Source organism: Rahnella variigena, from assembly GCF_003610915.1.
GTDB classification, from domain to species: Bacteria; Pseudomonadota; Gammaproteobacteria; order Enterobacterales; family Enterobacteriaceae; genus Rahnella; species Rahnella variigena.
This window is the reverse complement of record NZ_NSDJ01000001.1, coordinates 2,667,882-2,687,293: the sequence shown is the minus strand read 5'-3', so window position 1 is coordinate 2,687,293 and position 19,412 is coordinate 2,667,882. Positions and strand designations below refer to the sequence as shown.

General features: G+C 51.8%; 18 protein-coding genes. 8 read left to right on the top strand and 10 right to left on the bottom strand.

Going from position 1 to position 19,412, the window contains the following annotated elements; genetic code table 11:
• Positions 1–15: 15 nt before the first annotated feature.
• Positions 16–1,890, bottom strand: coding sequence for a PTS beta-glucoside transporter subunit IIABC (gene bglF, locus CKQ54_RS12595; RefSeq protein ID WP_120162673.1), 1,875 nt, complete (start codon positions 1,888–1,890; stop codon positions 16–18).
• Positions 1,891–2,345: 455 nt separating this feature from the next.
• Here bglF and CKQ54_RS12590 point away from each other — a divergent pair, with 455 nt between their 5' ends.
• Entirely contained in the window at positions 2,346–4,724 is a 2,379-nt protein-coding gene (locus tag CKQ54_RS12590; protein ID WP_120162672.1) for a glycoside hydrolase family 3 N-terminal domain-containing protein, read from the top strand.
• Between the two features lie 65 nt (positions 4,725–4,789).
• On the opposite strand, the gene ruvB is transcribed toward CKQ54_RS12590, so the two are convergent.
• The 6 genes from ruvB to aspS all read right to left on the bottom strand — a co-directional run bounded on the left by ruvB (position 4,790) and on the right by aspS (position 10,150).
• Entirely contained in the window at positions 4,790–5,797 is a 1,008-nt protein-coding gene (gene ruvB / locus CKQ54_RS12585; RefSeq protein WP_120162671.1) for a Holliday junction branch migration DNA helicase RuvB, read from the bottom strand.
• 8 nt (positions 5,798–5,805) lie between these two features.
• Positions 5,806–6,420, bottom strand: a complete 615-nt coding sequence (ruvA, locus tag CKQ54_RS12580; RefSeq protein WP_120162754.1) for a Holliday junction branch migration protein RuvA — start codon at positions 6,418–6,420, stop codon at positions 5,806–5,808.
• Between the two features lie 87 nt (positions 6,421–6,507).
• On the bottom strand, positions 6,508–7,029 hold the full coding sequence (ruvC, locus tag CKQ54_RS12575) for a crossover junction endodeoxyribonuclease RuvC (protein ID WP_015696865.1): 522 nt from the start codon (positions 7,027–7,029) through the stop codon (positions 6,508–6,510).
• 109 nt (positions 7,030–7,138) lie between these two features.
• The gene (locus CKQ54_RS12570; RefSeq protein ID WP_013575035.1) at positions 7,139–7,882 is read right to left on the bottom strand and encodes a YebC/PmpR family DNA-binding transcriptional regulator; all 744 of its coding nucleotides are present in this window, start codon (positions 7,880–7,882) and stop codon (positions 7,139–7,141) included.
• A gap of 25 nt (positions 7,883–7,907) precedes the next feature.
• Complete coding sequence (nudB, locus tag CKQ54_RS12565) at positions 7,908–8,354, bottom strand: dihydroneopterin triphosphate diphosphatase (protein ID WP_120162670.1); 447 nt, start codon at positions 8,352–8,354, stop codon at positions 7,908–7,910.
• Positions 8,354–10,150 (bottom strand): aspartate--tRNA ligase, encoded by a 1,797-nt coding sequence (gene aspS, locus CKQ54_RS12560; protein ID WP_112288233.1) that lies wholly within the window; start codon positions 10,148–10,150, stop codon positions 8,354–8,356. Before aspS ends, nudB begins: the two co-directional genes overlap by 1 nt.
• Before the next feature lie 334 nt (positions 10,151–10,484).
• Between aspS and CKQ54_RS12555 the strand changes: the two genes are divergently transcribed.
• The 6 genes from CKQ54_RS12555 to CKQ54_RS12530 all read left to right on the top strand — a co-directional run bounded on the left by CKQ54_RS12555 (position 10,485) and on the right by CKQ54_RS12530 (position 14,692).
• Positions 10,485–11,060, top strand: coding sequence for a hydrolase (locus CKQ54_RS12555; protein WP_120162669.1), 576 nt, complete (start codon positions 10,485–10,487; stop codon positions 11,058–11,060).
• Positions 11,061–11,147: 87 nt separating this feature from the next.
• Entirely contained in the window at positions 11,148–11,966 is an 819-nt protein-coding gene (locus CKQ54_RS12550) for a DUF72 domain-containing protein (protein WP_120162668.1), read from the top strand.
• Positions 11,967–12,074: 108 nt separating this feature from the next.
• Positions 12,075–12,470: an MAPEG family protein gene (locus CKQ54_RS12545; RefSeq protein WP_120162667.1), complete on the top strand. Its 396-nt coding sequence runs from the start codon at positions 12,075–12,077 to the stop codon at positions 12,468–12,470.
• A gap of 136 nt (positions 12,471–12,606) precedes the next feature.
• Positions 12,607–13,350 carry a carboxy-S-adenosyl-L-methionine synthase CmoA gene (cmoA, locus tag CKQ54_RS12540; RefSeq protein ID WP_120162666.1) on the top strand — a complete coding sequence of 248 codons (744 nt, stop codon included), beginning with the start codon at positions 12,607–12,609 and terminating at the stop codon, positions 13,348–13,350.
• Positions 13,347–14,318: a tRNA 5-methoxyuridine(34)/uridine 5-oxyacetic acid(34) synthase CmoB gene (gene cmoB / locus CKQ54_RS12535; protein WP_112288238.1), complete on the top strand. Its 972-nt coding sequence runs from the start codon at positions 13,347–13,349 to the stop codon at positions 14,316–14,318. The genes cmoA and cmoB overlap by 4 nt, the downstream gene beginning before the upstream one ends.
• A 170-nt stretch (positions 14,319–14,488) precedes the next feature.
• A complete protein-coding gene (locus tag CKQ54_RS12530; protein WP_112288239.1) occupies positions 14,489–14,692 on the top strand; it encodes a hypothetical protein in 204 nt (67 codons plus the stop codon).
• Positions 14,693–15,268: 576 nt separating this feature from the next.
• Here CKQ54_RS12530 and CKQ54_RS12525 read toward each other — a convergent pair.
• Positions 15,269–16,423 carry an acyltransferase family protein gene (locus tag CKQ54_RS12525; protein ID WP_120162665.1) on the bottom strand — a complete coding sequence of 385 codons (1,155 nt, stop codon included), beginning with the start codon at positions 16,421–16,423 and terminating at the stop codon, positions 15,269–15,271.
• Between the two features lie 382 nt (positions 16,424–16,805).
• Complete coding sequence (cutC, locus tag CKQ54_RS12520) at positions 16,806–17,585, bottom strand: copper homeostasis protein CutC (RefSeq protein ID WP_120162664.1); 780 nt, start codon at positions 17,583–17,585, stop codon at positions 16,806–16,808.
• A gap of 113 nt (positions 17,586–17,698) precedes the next feature.
• On the opposite strand from cutC, the gene CKQ54_RS12515 reads away from it, so the two are divergent.
• A complete protein-coding gene (locus CKQ54_RS12515) occupies positions 17,699–18,847 on the top strand; it encodes a MalY/PatB family protein (protein ID WP_120162663.1) in 1,149 nt (382 codons plus the stop codon).
• Here CKQ54_RS12515 and CKQ54_RS12510 read toward each other — a convergent pair.
• Positions 18,844–19,404: a VOC family protein gene (locus CKQ54_RS12510; RefSeq protein ID WP_120162662.1), complete on the bottom strand. Its 561-nt coding sequence runs from the start codon at positions 19,402–19,404 to the stop codon at positions 18,844–18,846. The two genes, CKQ54_RS12515 and CKQ54_RS12510, sit on opposite strands and share 4 nt — an antisense overlap.
• Positions 19,405–19,412: the final 8 nt, after the last annotated feature.

Sequence of the window (19,412 nt, the reverse complement as noted above, 5' to 3'; positions counted from 1 at the left end):
TCCTGGCTCTGGTCGTTATCGTAATAAAGTGAGTAATGGCGCTTGTTCGCTGGTGTCCTGACCAACACTTGCCGGGATGACATCAAGATAGTCATCGCTGTTGGTGACCAGCACCGGCGTGGTCAGGTCATAACCGGCATCGGAAATGCCCTGCATATCGAATTCCAGCAACAAATCGCCCTGCTTCACCACCGCATCAACGGCGATGCGTGGCGTAAAGAATTTGCCGTCCAGCTTCACCGTATCGATGCCGACGTGGATCAGAATTTCTGCACCCTCGTCAGATTCAATCCCTATGGCGTGATGGGTTTTGAAGAGGGAAACCACGGTGCCATTTACCGGCGATACAACCCGCCCCACTGCTGGCACCACCGCCACGCCTTTGCCCAGCAGACCGCTGGCGAACGTCGGATCGTTAACCTGATCGAGTGCGATACAGGTACCGGTCATCGGGCTGGCAATCAGGGTTTTACCGCGTGGTGCCTGAACGGCCTCCGCTTTGGCCTTTTCGGTGATTTCCGGCGTTGCCGCTTCTTCTTTCATGCCGAAGAAATAGGTTGCAAATGCGGCAAACACGAGGGCAATCAGCGTCCCGGCAATGGCGGCGGTCACCGTTTTATCAAAGCCGGTTGGCGGAATAATTTGCGTGAATGTGAAGATGCTGGCGAAACCGAAGGAATACGCCGTGGTCTGAAAATACCCGAGGATCGCCGCACCCAGTGCGCCACCGGCGCAACCGAAAATAAACGGACGACGACGCGGCAGGTTGATGCCGTAAACCGCGGGTTCGGTAATCCCGAAAATCCCCGCGCTGATGGCTGAACCCGCCAGCGCTTTTGTCCGCGCATCTCTTACGCGCAGCATCACGCCAATCACCGCCCCGACCTGCCCCATCACGGCCGGCAATAACAGCGGCAGCATGGTATCGTGACCGAGAATACTGAAGTTGTTGATCATCAGCGGCACCAGCCCCCAGTGCAGACCGAAAATCACACACACCTGCCACAGTGCGCCCATAAAGGCACCGGCAATCATCGGGCTGATGTGATACACAAACTGATAGCCGTTAGCCAGTTGCTGGCTGGCCCAGGTGGCGACGGGTCCGATAATCAGGAAGGTCAGCGGCACTACAACCATCAGGCAAATAAGCGGCGTGATAAAGTTACGCAGCGCCGAAGGCAAGATTTTCATGGCCCGTTTTTCCAGCCAGCTTGATACCCACGCAGCCAGGATCACCGGGATCACCGATGAGGCGTAATTGATAAACACCAGCGGAATACCGAAGAAATGCTCGCCCTGAGCACCAGGTTGCTGTGCCTCAAATGCGGCGATCATCAGCGGATGCACCATCGCGCCGCCAATCATCATGGTAACGAACGGATTACCGCCGAATTTTTTACCGGCGGTGAAACCGATCACCAGCGGGAAGAAGTAAAACATGGCATCACTGGCGGCGAACCAGACTTTGTAGGTACCGCTTTCCGGCACCATCCAGCCGCACGCCAGCGCCAGTGCCAGAAAACCTTTCAGGATCCCCGACGCGGCCATGATGCCGATAAACGGGGTAAAAATGCCGGAGATAACGTCAATCGCCCGGGCAAATAAACTGCCCTTATCACCGCTGTCATCGTCGCCGCTGTCGGAAAGCGCACTGCCTTTCACCAGCGCTTCATAAACCGCACCAACGTGGTTGCCGATAACAACCTGAAACTGGCCGCCGCTCTCGACGACCATGATGACACCCGGGTTTTCTTTTAATCCGGCAGCGTCGGCTTTACTCGTATCTTTTAATTTAAAACGTAATCGGGTGGCACAATGCACCACGCTGTTGACGTTGTCTTTTCCGCCCACTCCGCGGAGAATTTCATCGGCTAATGTACTGTATTCCATGGTGTTATCTCATCAGAGTAATGGCGTCGTGCACGACATTGCCGGTGTATTTCAAAGGGGCGGCCTGCCCCTGAATTCAGGCCAAAAAAAAACCTAAACTTCCGGCCTTTTCGCAATATGCGAAAAAACGAGAAGTTTAGGTTTTGCCTGTCAGACAGTAACAATCCTGCTTTCTGAAAAGGATTCTCTGGCGAATCGTCAGAAGAAACAAGTCGTAATATCCGCCGGATGATGAAACTGTGATCGGCTTCAGAATTTGTGCGAAAAGCAGATGCCTGACCGGATCACCTTCAATCTGATCCTGCTCACAAACCGGAAACAAAATTAAATAACGTAAAATGCATATTCGTTTCCTCAATTGTTTACGCGCAGTCCATTCTCAATACTTCTTTTTATATTTCGTCTTTTAAGGCGTTATCCCTGCGTTCCCATCCGGAAAATCAAGGAGATATAAAATGACTCACCTGTATCAGGATGCTTCACAGCCCGTCGCTACCCGCGTCGCCGACCTGCTCGCCCGCATGACGCCCGCTGAGAAATATGCCCAGATGCACGCGTTCTGGCTGATCCTCGACAGCAACGGGAAGCATAAAGAACGGTCCGATCTTAGCGATGATTTTGCCGGGCATAAACAGACTCTGGCGCTGGAGGAGCAACTGGCGCTGGGCGCGGGACAAATCACGCGCCCACTGGGAACGCACGTGGTCAGCCCGCAAGAAGGCGTGCGCGCACTGAACCGGCTGCAAAAAATGCTGGTTGAAGAAACACGGTTGGGCATTCCGGCGATGTTCCACGAAGAGTGTCTGGTCGGCCTGTTGTGCAAAGATGCCACGCTGTTTCCCTCTTCCCTGAGTTATGCCTCGACGTGGGATCCGCAACTGATGGAGCAAATTGCAGGCGCTATCCGCGATGAAGCGCAAAGCGTTGGTTGTCATCAGGGCCTGGCGCCGGTGCTGGATGTTTCCCGCGATGTCCGCTGGGGACGAACTGAGGAAACCTTTGGCGAAGATCCCTATCTGGTCGGCGTCATGGCGACGGCTTACGTGCGCGGTTTGCAGGGCGAAAAGCGTGACCTGCTGGCAACGCTGAAACATTACGTCGGGCATTCTTTCAGCGAAGGGGCGCGCAACCATGCGCCGGTGCATCTCGGTTTCCGCGAGCTGAATGACACCTTCCTGCTGCCGTTTGAAATGGCGGTAAAGCTGGCGAATGCCGGTTCGGTGATGCCGGCTTATCACGACATCGACGGCCAGCCTTGCCACAGCGATCACTTCCTGCTGACCGAAGTTTTGCGCGAACAGTGGGGATTCGATGGCCTGATTGTCGCCGATTACGGCGGCGTCAGCCTGCTACATCAGCATCACGGCGTCAGCCATGACGACGCGGAATCCGCCGCGCTGGCGTTTAATGCCGGTCTGGATATCGAATTGCCGAAAGGTGACTGCGCGCAGCATCTGGCCGATGCTGTTTCACGTGGCCTGATTGATATGGCGAAAATTGACGAGATCGTCGCCCGCGTGCTGACTGAAAAATTCCGCCTCGGGCTGTTTGAACAGCCTTACGTACGTGATCCGCAGCCACAAATGCAACAACCCGCCACGCGGGAACTGGCCTGGAAAGCCGCTGTCCGTTCCATCACCTTGCTGGAGAATAATGGCATCCTGCCGCTGAAACCCAAATCCGGGCAGAAAATTGCAGTGATCGGCCCGACGGCAGACGATCCGCTGGCCTTGCTCAGCGGTTACAGCTTCCCCGTGCATCTGATCATCAGCGAAATGGATGCGCAGACGGAACAGGTCACCACGCCGTTACAGGCCTTGCATGACACTTACGGAGAGCAAAATATCCGTTATGCCAAAGGGTGCCATATTCTCGAGAAACGCACCGCCGGTGCGCCGGTCTTCCCCGGCGATACCGGTTCAGCCATGCAAAAGTCGCCGGTATCACGAAGTACCGCGCTTATCCCACAGGCCGTGAAACTGGCGCAGGAAAGTGATGTCGCGTTTGTGTTTGTCGGCGATCTGGCCGGATTATTCCAGAGCGGCACGGTCGGTGAAGGTTCTGATACGGACAGCCTGCAATTACCGGGCGTTCAGCAACAGTTGCTGGAAGAGATTGTCGCGACCGGCAAACCGACCATTGTGGTGATGACCGGCGGTCGTCCGTATTCACTTAGCGGACTGGAGGAGAAAGTCGCCGGATTCCTGATGGCGTTTGCGCCCGGTCAGGAAGGCGGACGTGCAATTGCCGATATCGTCAGCGGTAAAGAAGCACCGTCCGGCAGGCTGGTGGTTTCCGTGCCGAAAAGCGCCGGTGCCATGCCGTATTATTACAATCACAAACTGAAAAGTGGCGGCACGCCGATTGCGTTCCACTTTGGCGCAAAATACCCGTTTGGCTACGGGCTAAGCGGCACCACGTTCCGCTATCACGATCTGCAACTCAATCAGCAACCGGTCGCTATCGAAAATGGCGATATTGCAGTACAAATCAAAGTCACCAATACCGGAAATCAGACGGGCAGCGAGGTGGTGCAGGTTTATCTGCGTGACTGCGTGGCATCACTGGTGCGCCCGGTGAAGGAACTCAAGGCTTTTGAGCGCGTAACGCTGGACGCCGGACAAACCGCAACGCTGAGTTTCAGCATCCCGACCGACATGCTGAATTTTACCAGTCACGCGGGTAAGCGCATCGTCGAACCGGGTTCTGTTGAAGTTCAGGTGGGCTCTTCAAGCGCCGATATTCATGCAACAGGAAAGGTGATTCTGGCGGGTGAAGTGCGCGAGTTGCCACGTCACTGGCGGATGGTCAGCCGTTGTGAAGTCAGTCAGTAATTTCTGCTGGCTGAAATAAGCAAAACGGACGCTCAGGGCGTCCGTTTTTATGCGTGCAAAATCGTTTACTCAGATTCTCTGGTGATCCCGAAGTGCTTATACGCATGATTGGTCGCCATACGCCCGCGCGGTGTGCGCTGAATAAAGCCTTGCTGGATCAGGAACGGTTCGATGACGTCTTCAATCGTCTCGCGCTCTTCACCAATTGCCGCGGCTAAGTTATCCAGCCCGACCGGCCCGCCGGTGAACTTATCGATAATCGCCAGCAACAGTTTGCGGTCCATGTAATCGAAGCCTTCGGCATCGACATCCAGCATGTCCAGCGCGCCGTTAGCTACATCACCGTTAATGGTGCCATCGCCTTTGACTTCCGCGAAGTCACGCACACGGCGCAACAGGCGGTTAGCGATACGCGGCGTACCGCGTGAACGGCGGGCTATCTGATGCGCGCCCTCTTCCGACAATTCCAGCCCGAGACAAGACGCACTACGCCCGACAATATGCTGCAAATCCGCCACCTGATAGAACTCCAGACGTTGCACGATACCAAAACGGTCACGCAGTGGTGACGTCAGGGAACCGGCGCGGGTGGTGGCACCAATCAGGGTAAACGGGGGTAAATCGAGTTTGATAGAACGCGCTGCCGGACCTTCACCAATCATGATATCCAGCTGATAATCTTCCATTGCCGGATACAAAATTTCTTCAACAACCGGCGACAGACGGTGGATTTCATCAATGAACAGCACGTCGTGCGGCTCAAGATTGGTCAGCATCGCGGCCAGATCACCGGCTTTTTCCAGCACCGGGCCCGAGGTCGTGCGCAGATTCACGCCCATTTCGTTGGCGACGATATTGGCCAGCGTGGTTTTACCCAGCCCAGGCGGGCCGAAAATCAACAGGTGATCGAGCGCATCTTTGCGTTGCTTGGCCGCCTGAATAAAGATTTCCATTTGCGAACGCACATGCGGTTGCCCGACGTATTCGCTGAGCAACTTCGGGCGTATCGCACGGTCAATGACTTCTTCTTCACTGAAGACTTCGGAAGAAATCAGGCGGTCAGCTTCAATCATCGTTTACCTCACAGCGCTGCGCGCAACGCTTCTCTAATCAACGTTTCAGATTCCGCACCCGGCCTGGCCACTTTGCTGATCATGCGGCTGGCTTCCGGTGGTTTGTATCCGAGGGATATCAGGGCTGCAACGGCTTCGCCTTCGGCATCAGATTCTTTAGCTTTCGACGCCGATGCAGGTAGCGTGATATCAGTATGATTGTTAAATAGATCACCGTTTAATCCTTTAAACCGGTCTTTCATTTCAACGACCAGGCGTTCTGCGGTTTTCTTACCGACGCCGGGTAATTTGATTAATGCGGTGATTTCTTCCTTTTCTACCGCACTGACAAACTGCTGTGCCGACATGCCTGACAGAATGGCCAGCGCCAGCTTAGGCCCCACGCCGTTCACTTTGATCAGTTCACGGAACAGTGCCCGCTCTTGTTTATCGTTAAATCCGTAGAGCAGTTGCGCATCTTCACGGACGATAAATTGCGTGAAGATGATAGCTTCCTGACCCAGCTCCGGCAATTCGTAAAAACAGGTCATCGGCATATGCACTTCATAGCCCACGCCGTTGGTTTCAAGCAGCACCAAAGGGGGCTGTTTTTCCAGAATAATGCCTCGTAGTCTGCCTATCACGTTCATTTTCCTTATCAGGTCAAAAGCAGCGATGTTTATATCATAAAAAAGGCTGGATGAATATCCAGCCTAATGGACTTGCGGCGTCTATCGCATACGTCCGCGAGCCATCTGCAATTTGTCCGAGCTCAGACGAATAGCGTTCTGGCTCATGTGGCAATGCGTAATCGCAATTGCCAGCGCATCGGCGGCATCCGCCTGGGGATTGGCCGGTAATTTCAGGATTGAACGCACCATATGCTGAACCTGCGATTTTTCAGCCGCACCGGTACCCACGACGGTCTGTTTCACCTGCCTCGCCGCGTATTCAAACACCGGCAAATCCTGATTCACCGCTGCCACGATCGCCGCGCCACGTGCCTGCCCGAGCTTTAACGCCGAGTCGGCATTCTTCGCCATAAAGACGGATTCGATGGCAAAAAAATCAGGCTGAAATTGCGTAATGATTTCCGACACACCGGCATAAATCAGTTTCAGACGTCCCGGCATATCATCCACCACCGTGCGGATACACCCGCTGCCGAGATAGCTGAGCTGACGCCCTGTCTGGCGGATAATGCCATAGCCGGTAATACGCGAACCGGGGTCGATCCCCAGAATAATAGCCATAGCCAGTCAACGCCTTGTGTTGTCGTTTTTTTGGAAAGTTGGGGGAGAGTATAAACTGCTGAGGCACAACAGGATAGCCAGCCGGTGGTAGCCACCGGCGGCACTGAGATTACAGAGTTTCTGCGATCTCGTCGGAGATTTCACCGTTGTGGTAAACCTCCTGCACATCGTCACAATCTTCCAGCATGTCGATCAGGCGCAACAGTTTAGGTGCAGTTTCTGCATCCATGTCGGCTTTGGTCGATGGGATCATGGTGACTTCAGCGGAATCAGCTTTGTAACCGGCAGCTTCCAGCGCATCTTTCACTTCGCCCAGATTTTCCCAGGCAGTGAAGACATCGATAGCGCCGTCATCGTAAGAAATGATGTCTTCAGCGCCCGCTTCAAGCGCGGCTTCCATCAGCACGTCTTCGTCCAGGCCAGGAGCGAAAGTGATCACGCCTTTTTTGGAGAACAGGTAAGCCACGGAACCGTCGGTACCCAGATTGCCACCGGTTTTGGTGAAGGCATGACGCACTTCTGCCACGGTACGGTTGCGGTTATCACTCAGACATTCAACCATGATGGCTGAGCCACCCGGACCGTAACCTTCATAAATGATGGTTTCCATGTTGGTGTCTTCGTCACCGCCCACGCCACGTGCGATAGCACGGTTGAGGGTGTCGCGGGTCATGTTGTTCGACAGCGCTTTATCAATCGCCGCGCGCAGACGTGGGTTTGAACCCGCATCGCCGCCGCCCAGACGTGCCGCTGTCACCAGCTCACGAATGATTTTTGTGAAAATTTTGCCGCGTTTAGAATCTTGCGCCGCTTTGCGGTGCTTGGTGTTGGCCCACTTACTGTGACCTGCCATAAATATCTCCAAAAAGTCTTAAGTCTTAACAGACCGAATAGTTTACAAATTCTTCAATCGCCTGCTGGTTGCTCGGAGACACCGTCAGCGCAGCCGCTGCGGATTTATCGAGCCACCGGTACGCATGATGTTCAGTAAGAACCACATCACGCTCGTCGGGTAACGCCAGACAGAACCAATGTTCTTTGTTACGGGTCACGCCGGGAGCATAGCGATGGCGCAAATGCGCAAATATTTCAAAGTCCTCGCAGCGCTGGCAATCCTGCAGAGTCAGGTTTTCACCTGCAATGTCGATACCGACCTCTTCCATGACTTCACGCTGCGTGGTTTGATTCGGGGATTCCCCGCCTTCCAGACTGCCGGTCACCGACTGCCAGAAATTTGGGTCATCCTTTCGTTGGAGCATCAGCACCCTGCCGGTGTTTCTGGCGTAGATGACGCACAGTATCGACTCAGGACGCTTATAGCTCATTAGTTATTCTCTGTATTTGTGTCTGGCGTCACTTCTTTTTTCGCCACCACTGCGATGCCCAGTTCCAGCAGTGAAGCCGGGTTGGCAAAGCTTGGCGCTTCGGTCATCAGACACGCAGCCGCGGTAGTTTTCGGGAAGGCGATCACGTCACGGATATTGTCGGTACCGGTCAGCAACATCACCAGGCGATCCAGACCAAATGCCAGACCCGCATGCGGAGGCGTACCGTATTTCAGGGCATCGAGCAGGAAGCCGAATTTCTCGCGCTGTTCGTGCTCGTTAATACCCAGAATGCTGAACACGGTTTGCTGCATTTCGCTGCGGTGAATACGCACAGAACCGCCGCCCACTTCGTAGCCGTTGATCACCATGTCGTAGGCGTTTGCGATAGCGGAAACCGGGTTCGCCGCCAGTTCTTCTGCCGTCATGTCTTTTGGCGCAGTGAACGGGTGGTGCATGGCGCTCAGGCCGCCTTCGTCGGTGTCTTCAAACATCGGGAAGTCAATAACCCACAGCGGTGCCCACATGTCTTCTTTGGTGATTTTCAGGTCACGGCCAACTTTCAGACGCAGTGCGCCAATCGCGTCAGTCACAATCTTCGCGCTGGCTGCGCCGAAGAAGATCATGTCGCCATCTTGCGCGCCGGTACGTTCGATCAGGGCTGCCAGCAGTTCTTCGTTAAGGAATTTCGCGACCGGGCTCTGGATACCTTCCAGACCTTTTGCCACTTCATTAACTTTGATGTATGCCAGACCTTTCGCGCCGTAGATTTCGATGAATTTTGCGTATTCGTCGATTTGCTTACGGCTCAGGGATGCACCGCCCGGAACACGCAGCGCAGCCACGCGGCCTTTCGGATCGTTAGCCGGATCAGCAAAGACTTTAAACTCGATGTTTTTCATCAGGTCAGCCACATCGACCATTTCCATCGGGTTACGCAGGTCCGGTTTGTCAGAACCGAAACGACGCATAGCCTCTGCAAAAGTCATGATCGGGAAATCGCCCAGATCCACGCCTTTCACTTCCTGCCACAGTTCGCGGGCCAGTTTTTCCATCACTTCACGCACTTGTTCAGCGCTCATGAAGGAGGTTTCCACGTCGATCTGGGTGAATTCAGGCTGGCGGTCAGCACGTAAATCTTCGTCACGGAAGCATTTAACAATCTGATAGTAACGGTCGAAACCGGACATCATCAGCAGCTGTTTGAACAGCTGAGGAGACTGCGGCAAGGCGTAGAACTTGCCTTTATGCACACGGCTCGGCACCAGATAGTCACGCGCTCCTTCCGGCGTGGCTTTGGTGAGCATCGGGGTTTCGATGTCGAGGAAGTCATGGCTGTCCATGAAACGGCGCACGAAGCTGGTAATTTTTGCACGGGCTTTCAGGCGGTTAGCCATTTCAGGACGACGCAGATCCAGATAGCGGTATTTCAGACGCGCCTCTTCAGTGTTGACGTGGTTGGAATCCAGCGGCAGCGATTCAGAACGGTTGATGATGTTCAGATTGCTGGCGAACACTTCCACTTCACCGGTCGCCATGTCTTTGTTGAACTGGCTTTCAGGACGCGCACGCACAGTACCGGTCAGCTGAATACAGAATTCGTTACGCAGTTCAGACGCCAGTTTGTAGGCTTCCGCCTGATCCGGGTCGAAGAAAACCTGAACGATGCCTTCGCGGTCACGCATATCGATGAAAATCAAACCACCCAAATCGCGGCGACGGTTAACCCAGCCACACAATGTTACTTCCTGGCCCACATTGGACGCATTCAGTTTTCCACAATATACAGTACGCATAACGGTATCCTTTTGATCCCACTACCCGGCCTCATGGCGCACAGGCACAGAAACGGTTATTGACTCTGGTCGTTCGCCGCAAAACTCAGCAGCGCTCGGAATGGGTTTTATTCAGGTCGAAAAAAGGCGGCTATTATAAAGGAATTTCCGGCGAAGGATAAGTACGAACACGTCAACGCTGACGCGGAAATTCATTCGTGTTGCAAGCTACACATAATTTAACAAAATTATCTCATTTCAGTCTGCCCGTTAGAATAGACTCGCGCCATCCCCTTTGTACACGCAGTAAATAATTCCTTTCTCTCATTACCCTATTGAAAACCGGGAGCTACACATGAAACTTGACCCAAAAACTACCGCACTGGTACTGATCGACTTACAGAAAGGGATTTTACCGTTCGCTGGGGGCCCGCACACCGCACAGCAGGTGCTGGATAATGCCACTGAACTGGCAAACCGTTTTCGTAAACTGGGCGCGCCGGTCGTCATGGTTCGCGTGGGCTGGTCAGATTCTTTTGACGAAGCGCTGAAACAACCGGTTGATATCCCTGCGGCTGCGCCGGAAGGCGGTTTACCTGCAAGCTGGTGGGAATTTCCTGAACAGCTGGGCGTCACCGACAGCGATCTGCTGGTGATTAAGCGCCAGTGGGGCGCGTTCTATGGCACCGATCTGGATCTGCAACTGCGTCGTCGTGGCATCAAAAGCATCGTGCTGGCGGGTATCTCCACTAACATCGGCGTGGAATCCACCGCGCGTAACGCCTGGGAACACGGCTATGAACTGGTCATTGCTGAAGACGCCTGCAGCGCGCACAACAATGACCATCATCAGTCCAGCGTGCAATTTATCTTCCCGCGTATCAGTCGCGTACGTTCAACTGCCGAAGTGCTTGCCGCTCTGCCGGAGTAACGTTACCCTGAATTTCTTGCCTGAACGCCGCCCGCTGAGGCGGCGTTTTATTTGGGAATTCCGGCTCAGAAAACAGGGAGCATGATTATGTATATTGGTTTACCGCAATGGCACCACAACGCCTGGGCAAAAATCGGTTTGCGTGATCTGGCCGATTACGCGCGGTATTTCAATTGCGTCGAAGGCAATACCACCTTTTACGCCCTGCCCAAACAGGAAGTGGTAATGCGCTGGCGCGACATGACGCCGGAATCTTTCCGTTTTTGTTTCAAATTCCCATCTGATATCAGCCATAAAGCGGCACTGACGAATTGTCAGGAAAACGTCGATTTGTTTTACCGCACGCTCGAACCGCTCGGTGAGCGCATTGGTCAGCTCTGGCTGCAACTTCCTGCCACGTTTGCTCCCGTTCACCTCGACCGACTGTGGCAATTTCTGGATGCCCTTCCCGCGGGTTTCGATTACGGCGTTGAAGTGCGCCATCAAGATTTTTTCAACAAAGGCGAGGAAGAACGTGCGCTGAATCAGGGCTTACATCAGCGTGGAATTAACCGCGCCATTCTCGACAGCCGTCCGGTTCACAGTTCGAAGTCCACAACTGAAGCAGTCCTCGAAGCTAAACGCAAAAAACCGATTCTGCCGTTGCACGCGCTGGCGACATCATCCCGGCCCATTGTGCGTTTTATCGGTGGCGACAGTCTGGACGCTAACCGTCCGCTGTTCGGACAGTGGATTAAAAAACTCGACGACTGGCAATCACAGGGATTATCACCGTATCTGTTTATTCATACGCCTGACTGTACCGATGCCCCGCAGCAGGCGCGCAGCCTGTGGCAGGATTTGCACCGGCAAATGCCCTCTGTTCAGCCCGCACCTGACTGGCCGGAACAGGACACCTTGTTCTGAGAATATTCAGGATTTTCTGACGACAGTCTTACGGCAGCCCGTTATCATAGCAGCGTAGCGGAAGGCATTAGTTCCGCCAGAAAACAGGGATTAACCAAGGAAGTCATCATGATTAGCGCGTTATATGTCGTGCTTGCTGCCATACTTTTGATCAAACTCTCTTTCGATGTTGTACGCCTGCGGATGCAATACCGCATTGCCACCGGCGACGGCGGTTCCTACGAATTACAAACCGCCATCCGTGTCCACGGTAACGCCGTAGAATATCTGCCGATTGGCTGTTTACTGCTGCTGTTTATGGAAATGAACGGTTCACCCATCTGGACAGTCCATGCCTGCGGTTTGTTGTTGATTCTGGGCCGGTTATTCCATTATTACGGGCTGAAGAACCGCGAATTTGCCTGGCGCCGCAACGGCATGGCCGCCACGTATATCTCGCTGGTGCTGATGGTCCTGGTGAATATTATCTATCTGCCATGGTCACAATTTTTGAACTTCGACTGATCACCCCGCTTTCCCCGGGCTGTTTTGATGCTGTTTTGAAACAACTCCCGAGCGCGCAGGTATCTGCCTGCGCCAGTATCTGCTAAAATCTGCCCTCAACTTTTTACCCACACTCTTTTTGGCCTGACTCACCGCTATGGCAAACCACGATACGCTGTTTTCTGCACCAATAGATAAGCTGGGCGACTGGACGTTCGATGAACGCGTTGCTGAAGTTTTCCCTGACATGATCCAACGCTCAGTTCCGGGCTATTCCAACATTATTTCGATGATTGGTATGCTCGCCGAGCGCTTCGTTCAGCCCGACTCGAATGTCTACGATCTGGGCTGCTCGCTGGGTGCTGCCACGCTGTCGATGCGTCGCAACATCAAGGTTCCGGGCTGCGAAATCATTGCTGTCGATAACTCCCCCGCCATGGTGGAACGCTGCCGCCGCCACATTGATGCTTTCCGTGCCGATACCCCGGTTAACGTGATTGAATCCGACATTCTGGATATCGAGCTGAAAAATGCCTCGATGGTGGTACTTAACTTTACGCTGCAATTCCTTGAACCGGCTGACCGCCAGCGCTTGCTGAATCAGGTATATCAGGGTATGCGTCCGGGTGCTGCGCTGGTACTGTCTGAAAAATTCAGCTTTGAAGATAAAGACGTCGGCGAACTGCTGTTCAATATGCATCACGATTTTAAACGTGCGAACGGCTACAGCGAGCTGGAAATCAGCCAGAAACGCAGCATGCTCGAAAATGTGATGCTGACCGATTCGGTTGAAACCCACAAAGCCCGCCTGCACCAGGCCGGATTCCAGCACACAGAAGTCTGGTTCCAGTGCTTTAACTTCGGTTCACTTATCGCGCTGAAAGCCGGAGAAGCAGAATGATTGATTTCGGTGATTTTTATCGCGTTATCGCCAAAGGGCCGCTGAGCCCGTGGCTCAATACCCTGCCATCACAACTGACTGCATGGCAGAAAGAATCGCTACACGGCAAGTTCAAACTGTGGTTTAACTCCGTCGATCGTTTGCCACTGTTGCAGCCAGAACGTCTGGATTTACTGCACAGTGTCAGCGCTAATATGGAAGTGCCTTTGCCAGCCGGTCAGCGCGAAGGGATTGAAAATCTGCTGCGCAATATGATGCCGTGGCGTAAAGGGCCATTTTCGCTGTACGACGTTGAAATCAATACCGAATGGCGTTCTGACTGGAAATGGGATCGCGTTCTGCCGCATATCTCTTCGCTGGCAGGCCGCACTATTCTTGATGTCGGCTGCGGCAGCGGATACCACATGTGGCGCATGATTGGCGCAGGCGCGCATCTGGCCGTGGGTATCGACCCGATGCAGCTGTTCCTGTGTCAGTTCGAGGCCGTGCGTAAATTGCTGGGCGGCGATCAGCGCGCGCACCTTTTGCCGTTGGGTATCGAACAATTACCTGAGCTTAACGCGTTCGATACGGTGTTCTCGATGGGCGTTTTGTACCACCGTCGTTCGCCGCTGGATCACCTTCTGCAGCTGAAAAATCAGCTGGTCAGCGGGGGCGAACTGGTGCTGGAAACCTTAGTGATTGAAGGCGACAGCGAGCAGGTACTGGTACCGGGCGACCGTTACGCGCAGATGGGGAATATCTATTTCATCCCTTCTGCAGCAGCACTGAAAAACTGGCTGATCAAATGCGGCTTCGTTGATGTACGCATTGCGGATGTCAGCGTCACAACGCTGGAAGAACAGCGCCGTACCGACTGGATGACCAGTGAATCACTGGCTGAATTCCTCGACCCGAACGACCCGACCAAAACTATCGAAGGCTATCCGGCACCACGTCGCGCCCTGCTTATCGCCCGCAAGCCCTAACTCCCTCTTCCTCCGCCAGACATCCTCAGGTCTGGCGGAATTTATTGCTCACACTTTACCCTCACTTTCAGCCACATGGCTCTGTACATCGCGCCGTAAAAAGGTCTAACCTTTATTGAGGGTATCTGTTTGTTATGACAGAGATCGTCGCTAACGTATTGGGAGGAAGTATGAAATTCCCTAAAGGCAGCATCGTTAAACACAGATCCGGAGATATCAAAGGTCGCATCATGAATACCTTCGAATCACAGACAGGCACCGTGTCCTATTTCGTTTCCTGGGAAGATGGCAGCAGCAGTCTGCATAAAGAGGACGAATTACACTGGGCCAATATTGATGTCGCGATCAGGATAAAAAACTTCTACGAAAAGTAGCGGTTCCCCTCTTCTGTCAAAGCCCTTTGTAAAGCTTCGCGTTTTGACGTTATAACATTGGATTGATTGATAGTTTTTCGTGTATAAATTCGGCCAACCAATTTATCCGTACGCGATTATTTCGCGGAGAAATCAATGCGCAGAAGAATTCGTTTCCTCATGGACCGCGCCGTCATTGTTTTAGGTCTTTTTGTCATGTGTCTGGTCGTTAAAGCAGGGATGTTTGGCGTGGCATTGCTGACCTGGGGCTGAGTCCAAACTTTAAGAGTCACTCACTGTGAAATTTTCTAGTTATCACTGAGTAAAACGCATACTTTGATGACAGTACTGTCCCTGTTTTCCTAATTGAGGACACACATTAAAGGGCGCTTTATGAGTTCAGACTGGTCAATGTTTCCGTCAGGCAAAGATTGTTTCTGCTATCGACTATCTGCGCATTTGAACATTCCGCTTTGAGTAGGCTATACCTGAGCTCTAAGGAAAGTGACAACAGTTGTGCGAAAGAGATGGCAGTACGTTGTTTAACAACTTTATAAACACCCGCTGAAGCGGGTGTTGTAAATTCTGGATACAGATTTAGAAAATTCTGCTCTGGACTTTTCTTCCTATAGAAATCATCTTCGCTTCAAAAAAATGATAGGTGAAAGCTGATAAAAGACATGAAATTAAAAATGCTAAGCTTGCCAATATATAGTATAAAAAAACATGCCCTGTCATATCAAACTTGAGCATAAATCTACCAAATAAGTACCAGACGACCCCATGTAAGAGATATAAACTAAAGCTAATCTCCCCTAGTCTTCTTGCTCCTTTAGTTCCCAGTGCAAGAAAAGGGTTCCCACCAATACAAACAGAAAAGAAAAAGCAGGCATACACCAGTGAAGCTTCTAGTGAAATAGAATCCTGTTTAATGAAAAGGAACCCGCTAATAACGAGAAGCAATGAACTTATCATGCTCATTTTTATTTTATGAACTTCAAATTTAATTTTACTTTTCAATTCATAAGTTAGAGCACCCATTGCAAACATCGCTAATAGCGCCACTGATAATTTATCTATATCCTTTAGAAAATAAAAAGTAATAAATATGACCGCAAAAATCACAGCGATAGAATTTTTTTTGTTAACAAATAGTGATAAGGCTGGAAGTGAAAAATAGAACATCCATTCATAAGGTAGTGTCCACATCACGCCTGCGTTCAGTAAACGCGTATCTTTAAATCCGAAAATATCAGGCCTTATGTCCGTTAACCCCATATCAAACCAATGATAGGTAGAACGCTCCGAAAAAAAGGTTGTTTCATTACGCACGCCAAACTTGTAGGCGAGCAACCAACATAATATTGCAGAAACAAGAAACATCGGCCCGATTCTAAATAGTCTGCCAATGAGAACCTTAAACCAGTTTGTATCGTCATTCGAGCATCTCCCCCAAAAAAGATATGCTGAAATCATAAAAAATATACATACTGCAAAGTTCCCGATGAATGCATCAAGGTCATGTCCGCTAGGATATAGCCATAAGCCAGATTTTATAAAATTTATTGTCAGAGAAAAATGATGCATTGCTACAAAAGCAGCCAAAAAATATCTTAACGCGTCTATATTATAATTTCTACCAACGTGCTTTACATCTCCATCTAAAAAACTAAAACATTTAAAATTAAATATAAACACTGGTAATGCCACTGCAACAATCATCCATAATATATGATAGTTATTGTCAAGCATTTCCCCACCACTTTATCGTCATCATTACGGTTTCCTGAAATTATTTTTAATTGAACTCAATGCTATAATTCTCAAACATTCAAAAAAATCACATTTTGTTACAGACGTTTCGGGTATATCCACAAAGGATCTTATAACCTTTTCTTTGTGATAATGTAAATCCCTAGTTTTTAGTTTTATTGTTAATTAAAACATAATTCTGATCAAACCTTCAAATACCCTCTGTATTTTATGATTAATTTGTGAATCATCTCACCCCACGGCTGTGCCGATAACAACCTTCGCACAGGAGCAAAGTAATTTTTCGCACAAAAAAAGCCCCGCCAAAGTGACGGGGCCTGGTACTTGCGCAGGGCGACGCAATAAGGGTCGTGTGACCCGGTTAAACTTTTGAGTTATTACGCCACGCCGAGCGGGATATTTCATCGTCGAACTGCAATGTTCTTTTCATTGCGGCAACAATATCGCCGTCCACGCAATAACGACTGAATTCATCAAAGTCCGTGTCAGAACTCATCGTGACACCGGCTTTGCGGTAACGCATAGAAGAAGGCACCTGACGTCCGGCCGAGCTGTGCAATTCAGTCAGCCCGATATCCACAAACTTTTGCAGATTGGTCAGTCGCACGCCCGCGCCAGCCATAATGATTGGACCACGCGTCAGCTGGTTGAGTTCCCGAAGCATCGGTAAACCTACTTCTGCATTTTGTTGCTGTCCGGAAGTCAGAATGCGCGCCACCCCTAACTGAGTCAACTGCTCTAACGCAATCTTCGGATTGAGACACATATCGAACGCGCGATGGAATGTCACGGCCATATCGCCGCACAGCGCCATGACTTCCCACATTCTTGGCATATCGATATGCCCTTCCGCATCCAGCATACCTACGACCAGTCCCGGAAAACCGAGATCACGAATGCAGGCGATGTCACTTTTCAGCACATCAAATTCGCTCTGGCTGTAGCAAAAGTCACCACCCCTCGGGCGTACAATCGGATGTACCGGGATTGTCACTTTTTCCCTCGCCAGTTTGAGGGTACCGTAACTCGGCGTAATCCCACCGTCAGCCTGACTCGCGCATAATTCGACGCGATCGGCTCCGGCCAGTTCTGCTGTCAACGCACAGTCTACGCTGTAACAACACACTTCTAATTTAGTCATGTGATCTCTCCTGATTACGGCATTATGCTACAACACTTGTCTGTAACCGGCCATGTCGCGTAGGCTTTGAGATGAGCATCCCCGCCCAACCTGCTTGCTTAGGAAAGCTAACTATGACACTCAATTTTGATTTATGGGTAGACCGCAGTCACAGTGATAGCGTTAAGTGGAATAAATACAATAATCAGGATGTCATTCCACTTTGGGTCGCCGATACCGACTTCACTTCTCCGCCTCAGGTTATCAAAGAGTTGCAGCAACGCGTGGCAGAAGGCGTGTTCGGTTATGGATTTACGCCGCCGGAACTGATTGATTTAGTGGTAAAACGTCTGGCAGAACGCTACGGCTGGACTATTAACCCCGAATGGATTGTCTGGCTGCCCGGACTGGTTTGCGGATTAAACGTCGCCGTGCGCGCCAACGTGAGTCAGCATGAGACCAGCCTGATGCCCACGCCGATTTACCCACCGTTTATGCAGGCGGCGCAATCCGAAGGGCGTCAGTTTAAATCGGTTAATGTAATTGAGCAGAATCAGCGTTGGGTGGCCGATTTCGCCGCTGCCGAAAATCAAATGGATGGCAGCGAAAAGTTGCTGATGCTATGCAATCCGTATAATCCGGGCGGAACAGTCTATCGCCGCGAAGAGTTGCTGGAACAACAGGAGTTCGCCCGACGCCACAATTTAGTGGTGTGCTGCGATGAAATTCACTGCGACCTGATCCTCGAGCCGGGGCTGAAACATATTCCGTTTGCCTCGCTCAATGCCGATGCAGAACAGCGCTCCATTACCCTGTTGTCGCCGTCGAAAACCTTTAATCTGGCCGGTCTCGGCGCCTCAATGGCCATCATCCCTAATCCTCAGTTACGGAAAAACTTTCTCGACACCAGCGAGGGCATCGTTCCGCACGTCAATATTCTGGCCTACGTTGCTGCGACCGCTGCTTACCGTGACGGAGAAGAATGGCTCAGCGCACAACTCGACTATTTGCGCGTAAACCGGGAATTAGTGACAGCCAGAATCAACGCCATGCCGGGATTACGCATGCTGCCACCAGAAGGCACGTATCTCGGCTGGATTGATGCCAGCGCATTGCCGGTTCAGGATCCGTACCGGTTCTTTGTAGAAGCTGGCGTCGGATTTTCCGGCGGCGCAGCATTTGGTGCTCCCGGTTTTGTGCGCATCAATTTCGGTTGCCAGCGGGCATTGCTGGAAAAGGCAATGGACCGCATGGAATCCGCCTTGCAGTCGCTCGAACGTTAACCTTCAGCCTTCTCGCTGGCAACAATATCGCGCAAGCTGTGGGGATGGAATTTGATGGTCACGGACCCGTCGGTGATCGCCAGCGTCGGGTTAGGCAACCGCTCATTCTCACCCTTTGGCGCACTTTGTTTCAGTTTTATACCGGGCGTCATCAGCGCTTCGTCGGCAATCAGTGCCAGCGCCCGCGTATACAATTCGTCCTCGTGACCTTCAAGGACAATCTCAATATGCTCCCAGCCTTCATGCGGATAGCGCTTATCGCCGGGATAAGGTAACTCGACCAGATCGATACTCAGCGGCCCGACAACCAGCGGCTCGTTGAGAGTAAACAGGCAAATCGGCCTGCCGTTAATCATCGTTTCATTAAGCAGTTGCCCGCATTTTTCCAGCCCGGCGCGCCACCGGTCCGCTGTCGTATTCTGGTGACAGCGCACTGAAATATGATCCGCATGAAACTCGCCCAGATTGATCTGCAATTTTGCGGCAAACGCCGTCAATACGCTGACAAACCGCGGCATATCGTCGACTAAATCCTGTAACTCAGGCACTTGGTTCATGGCAGGTA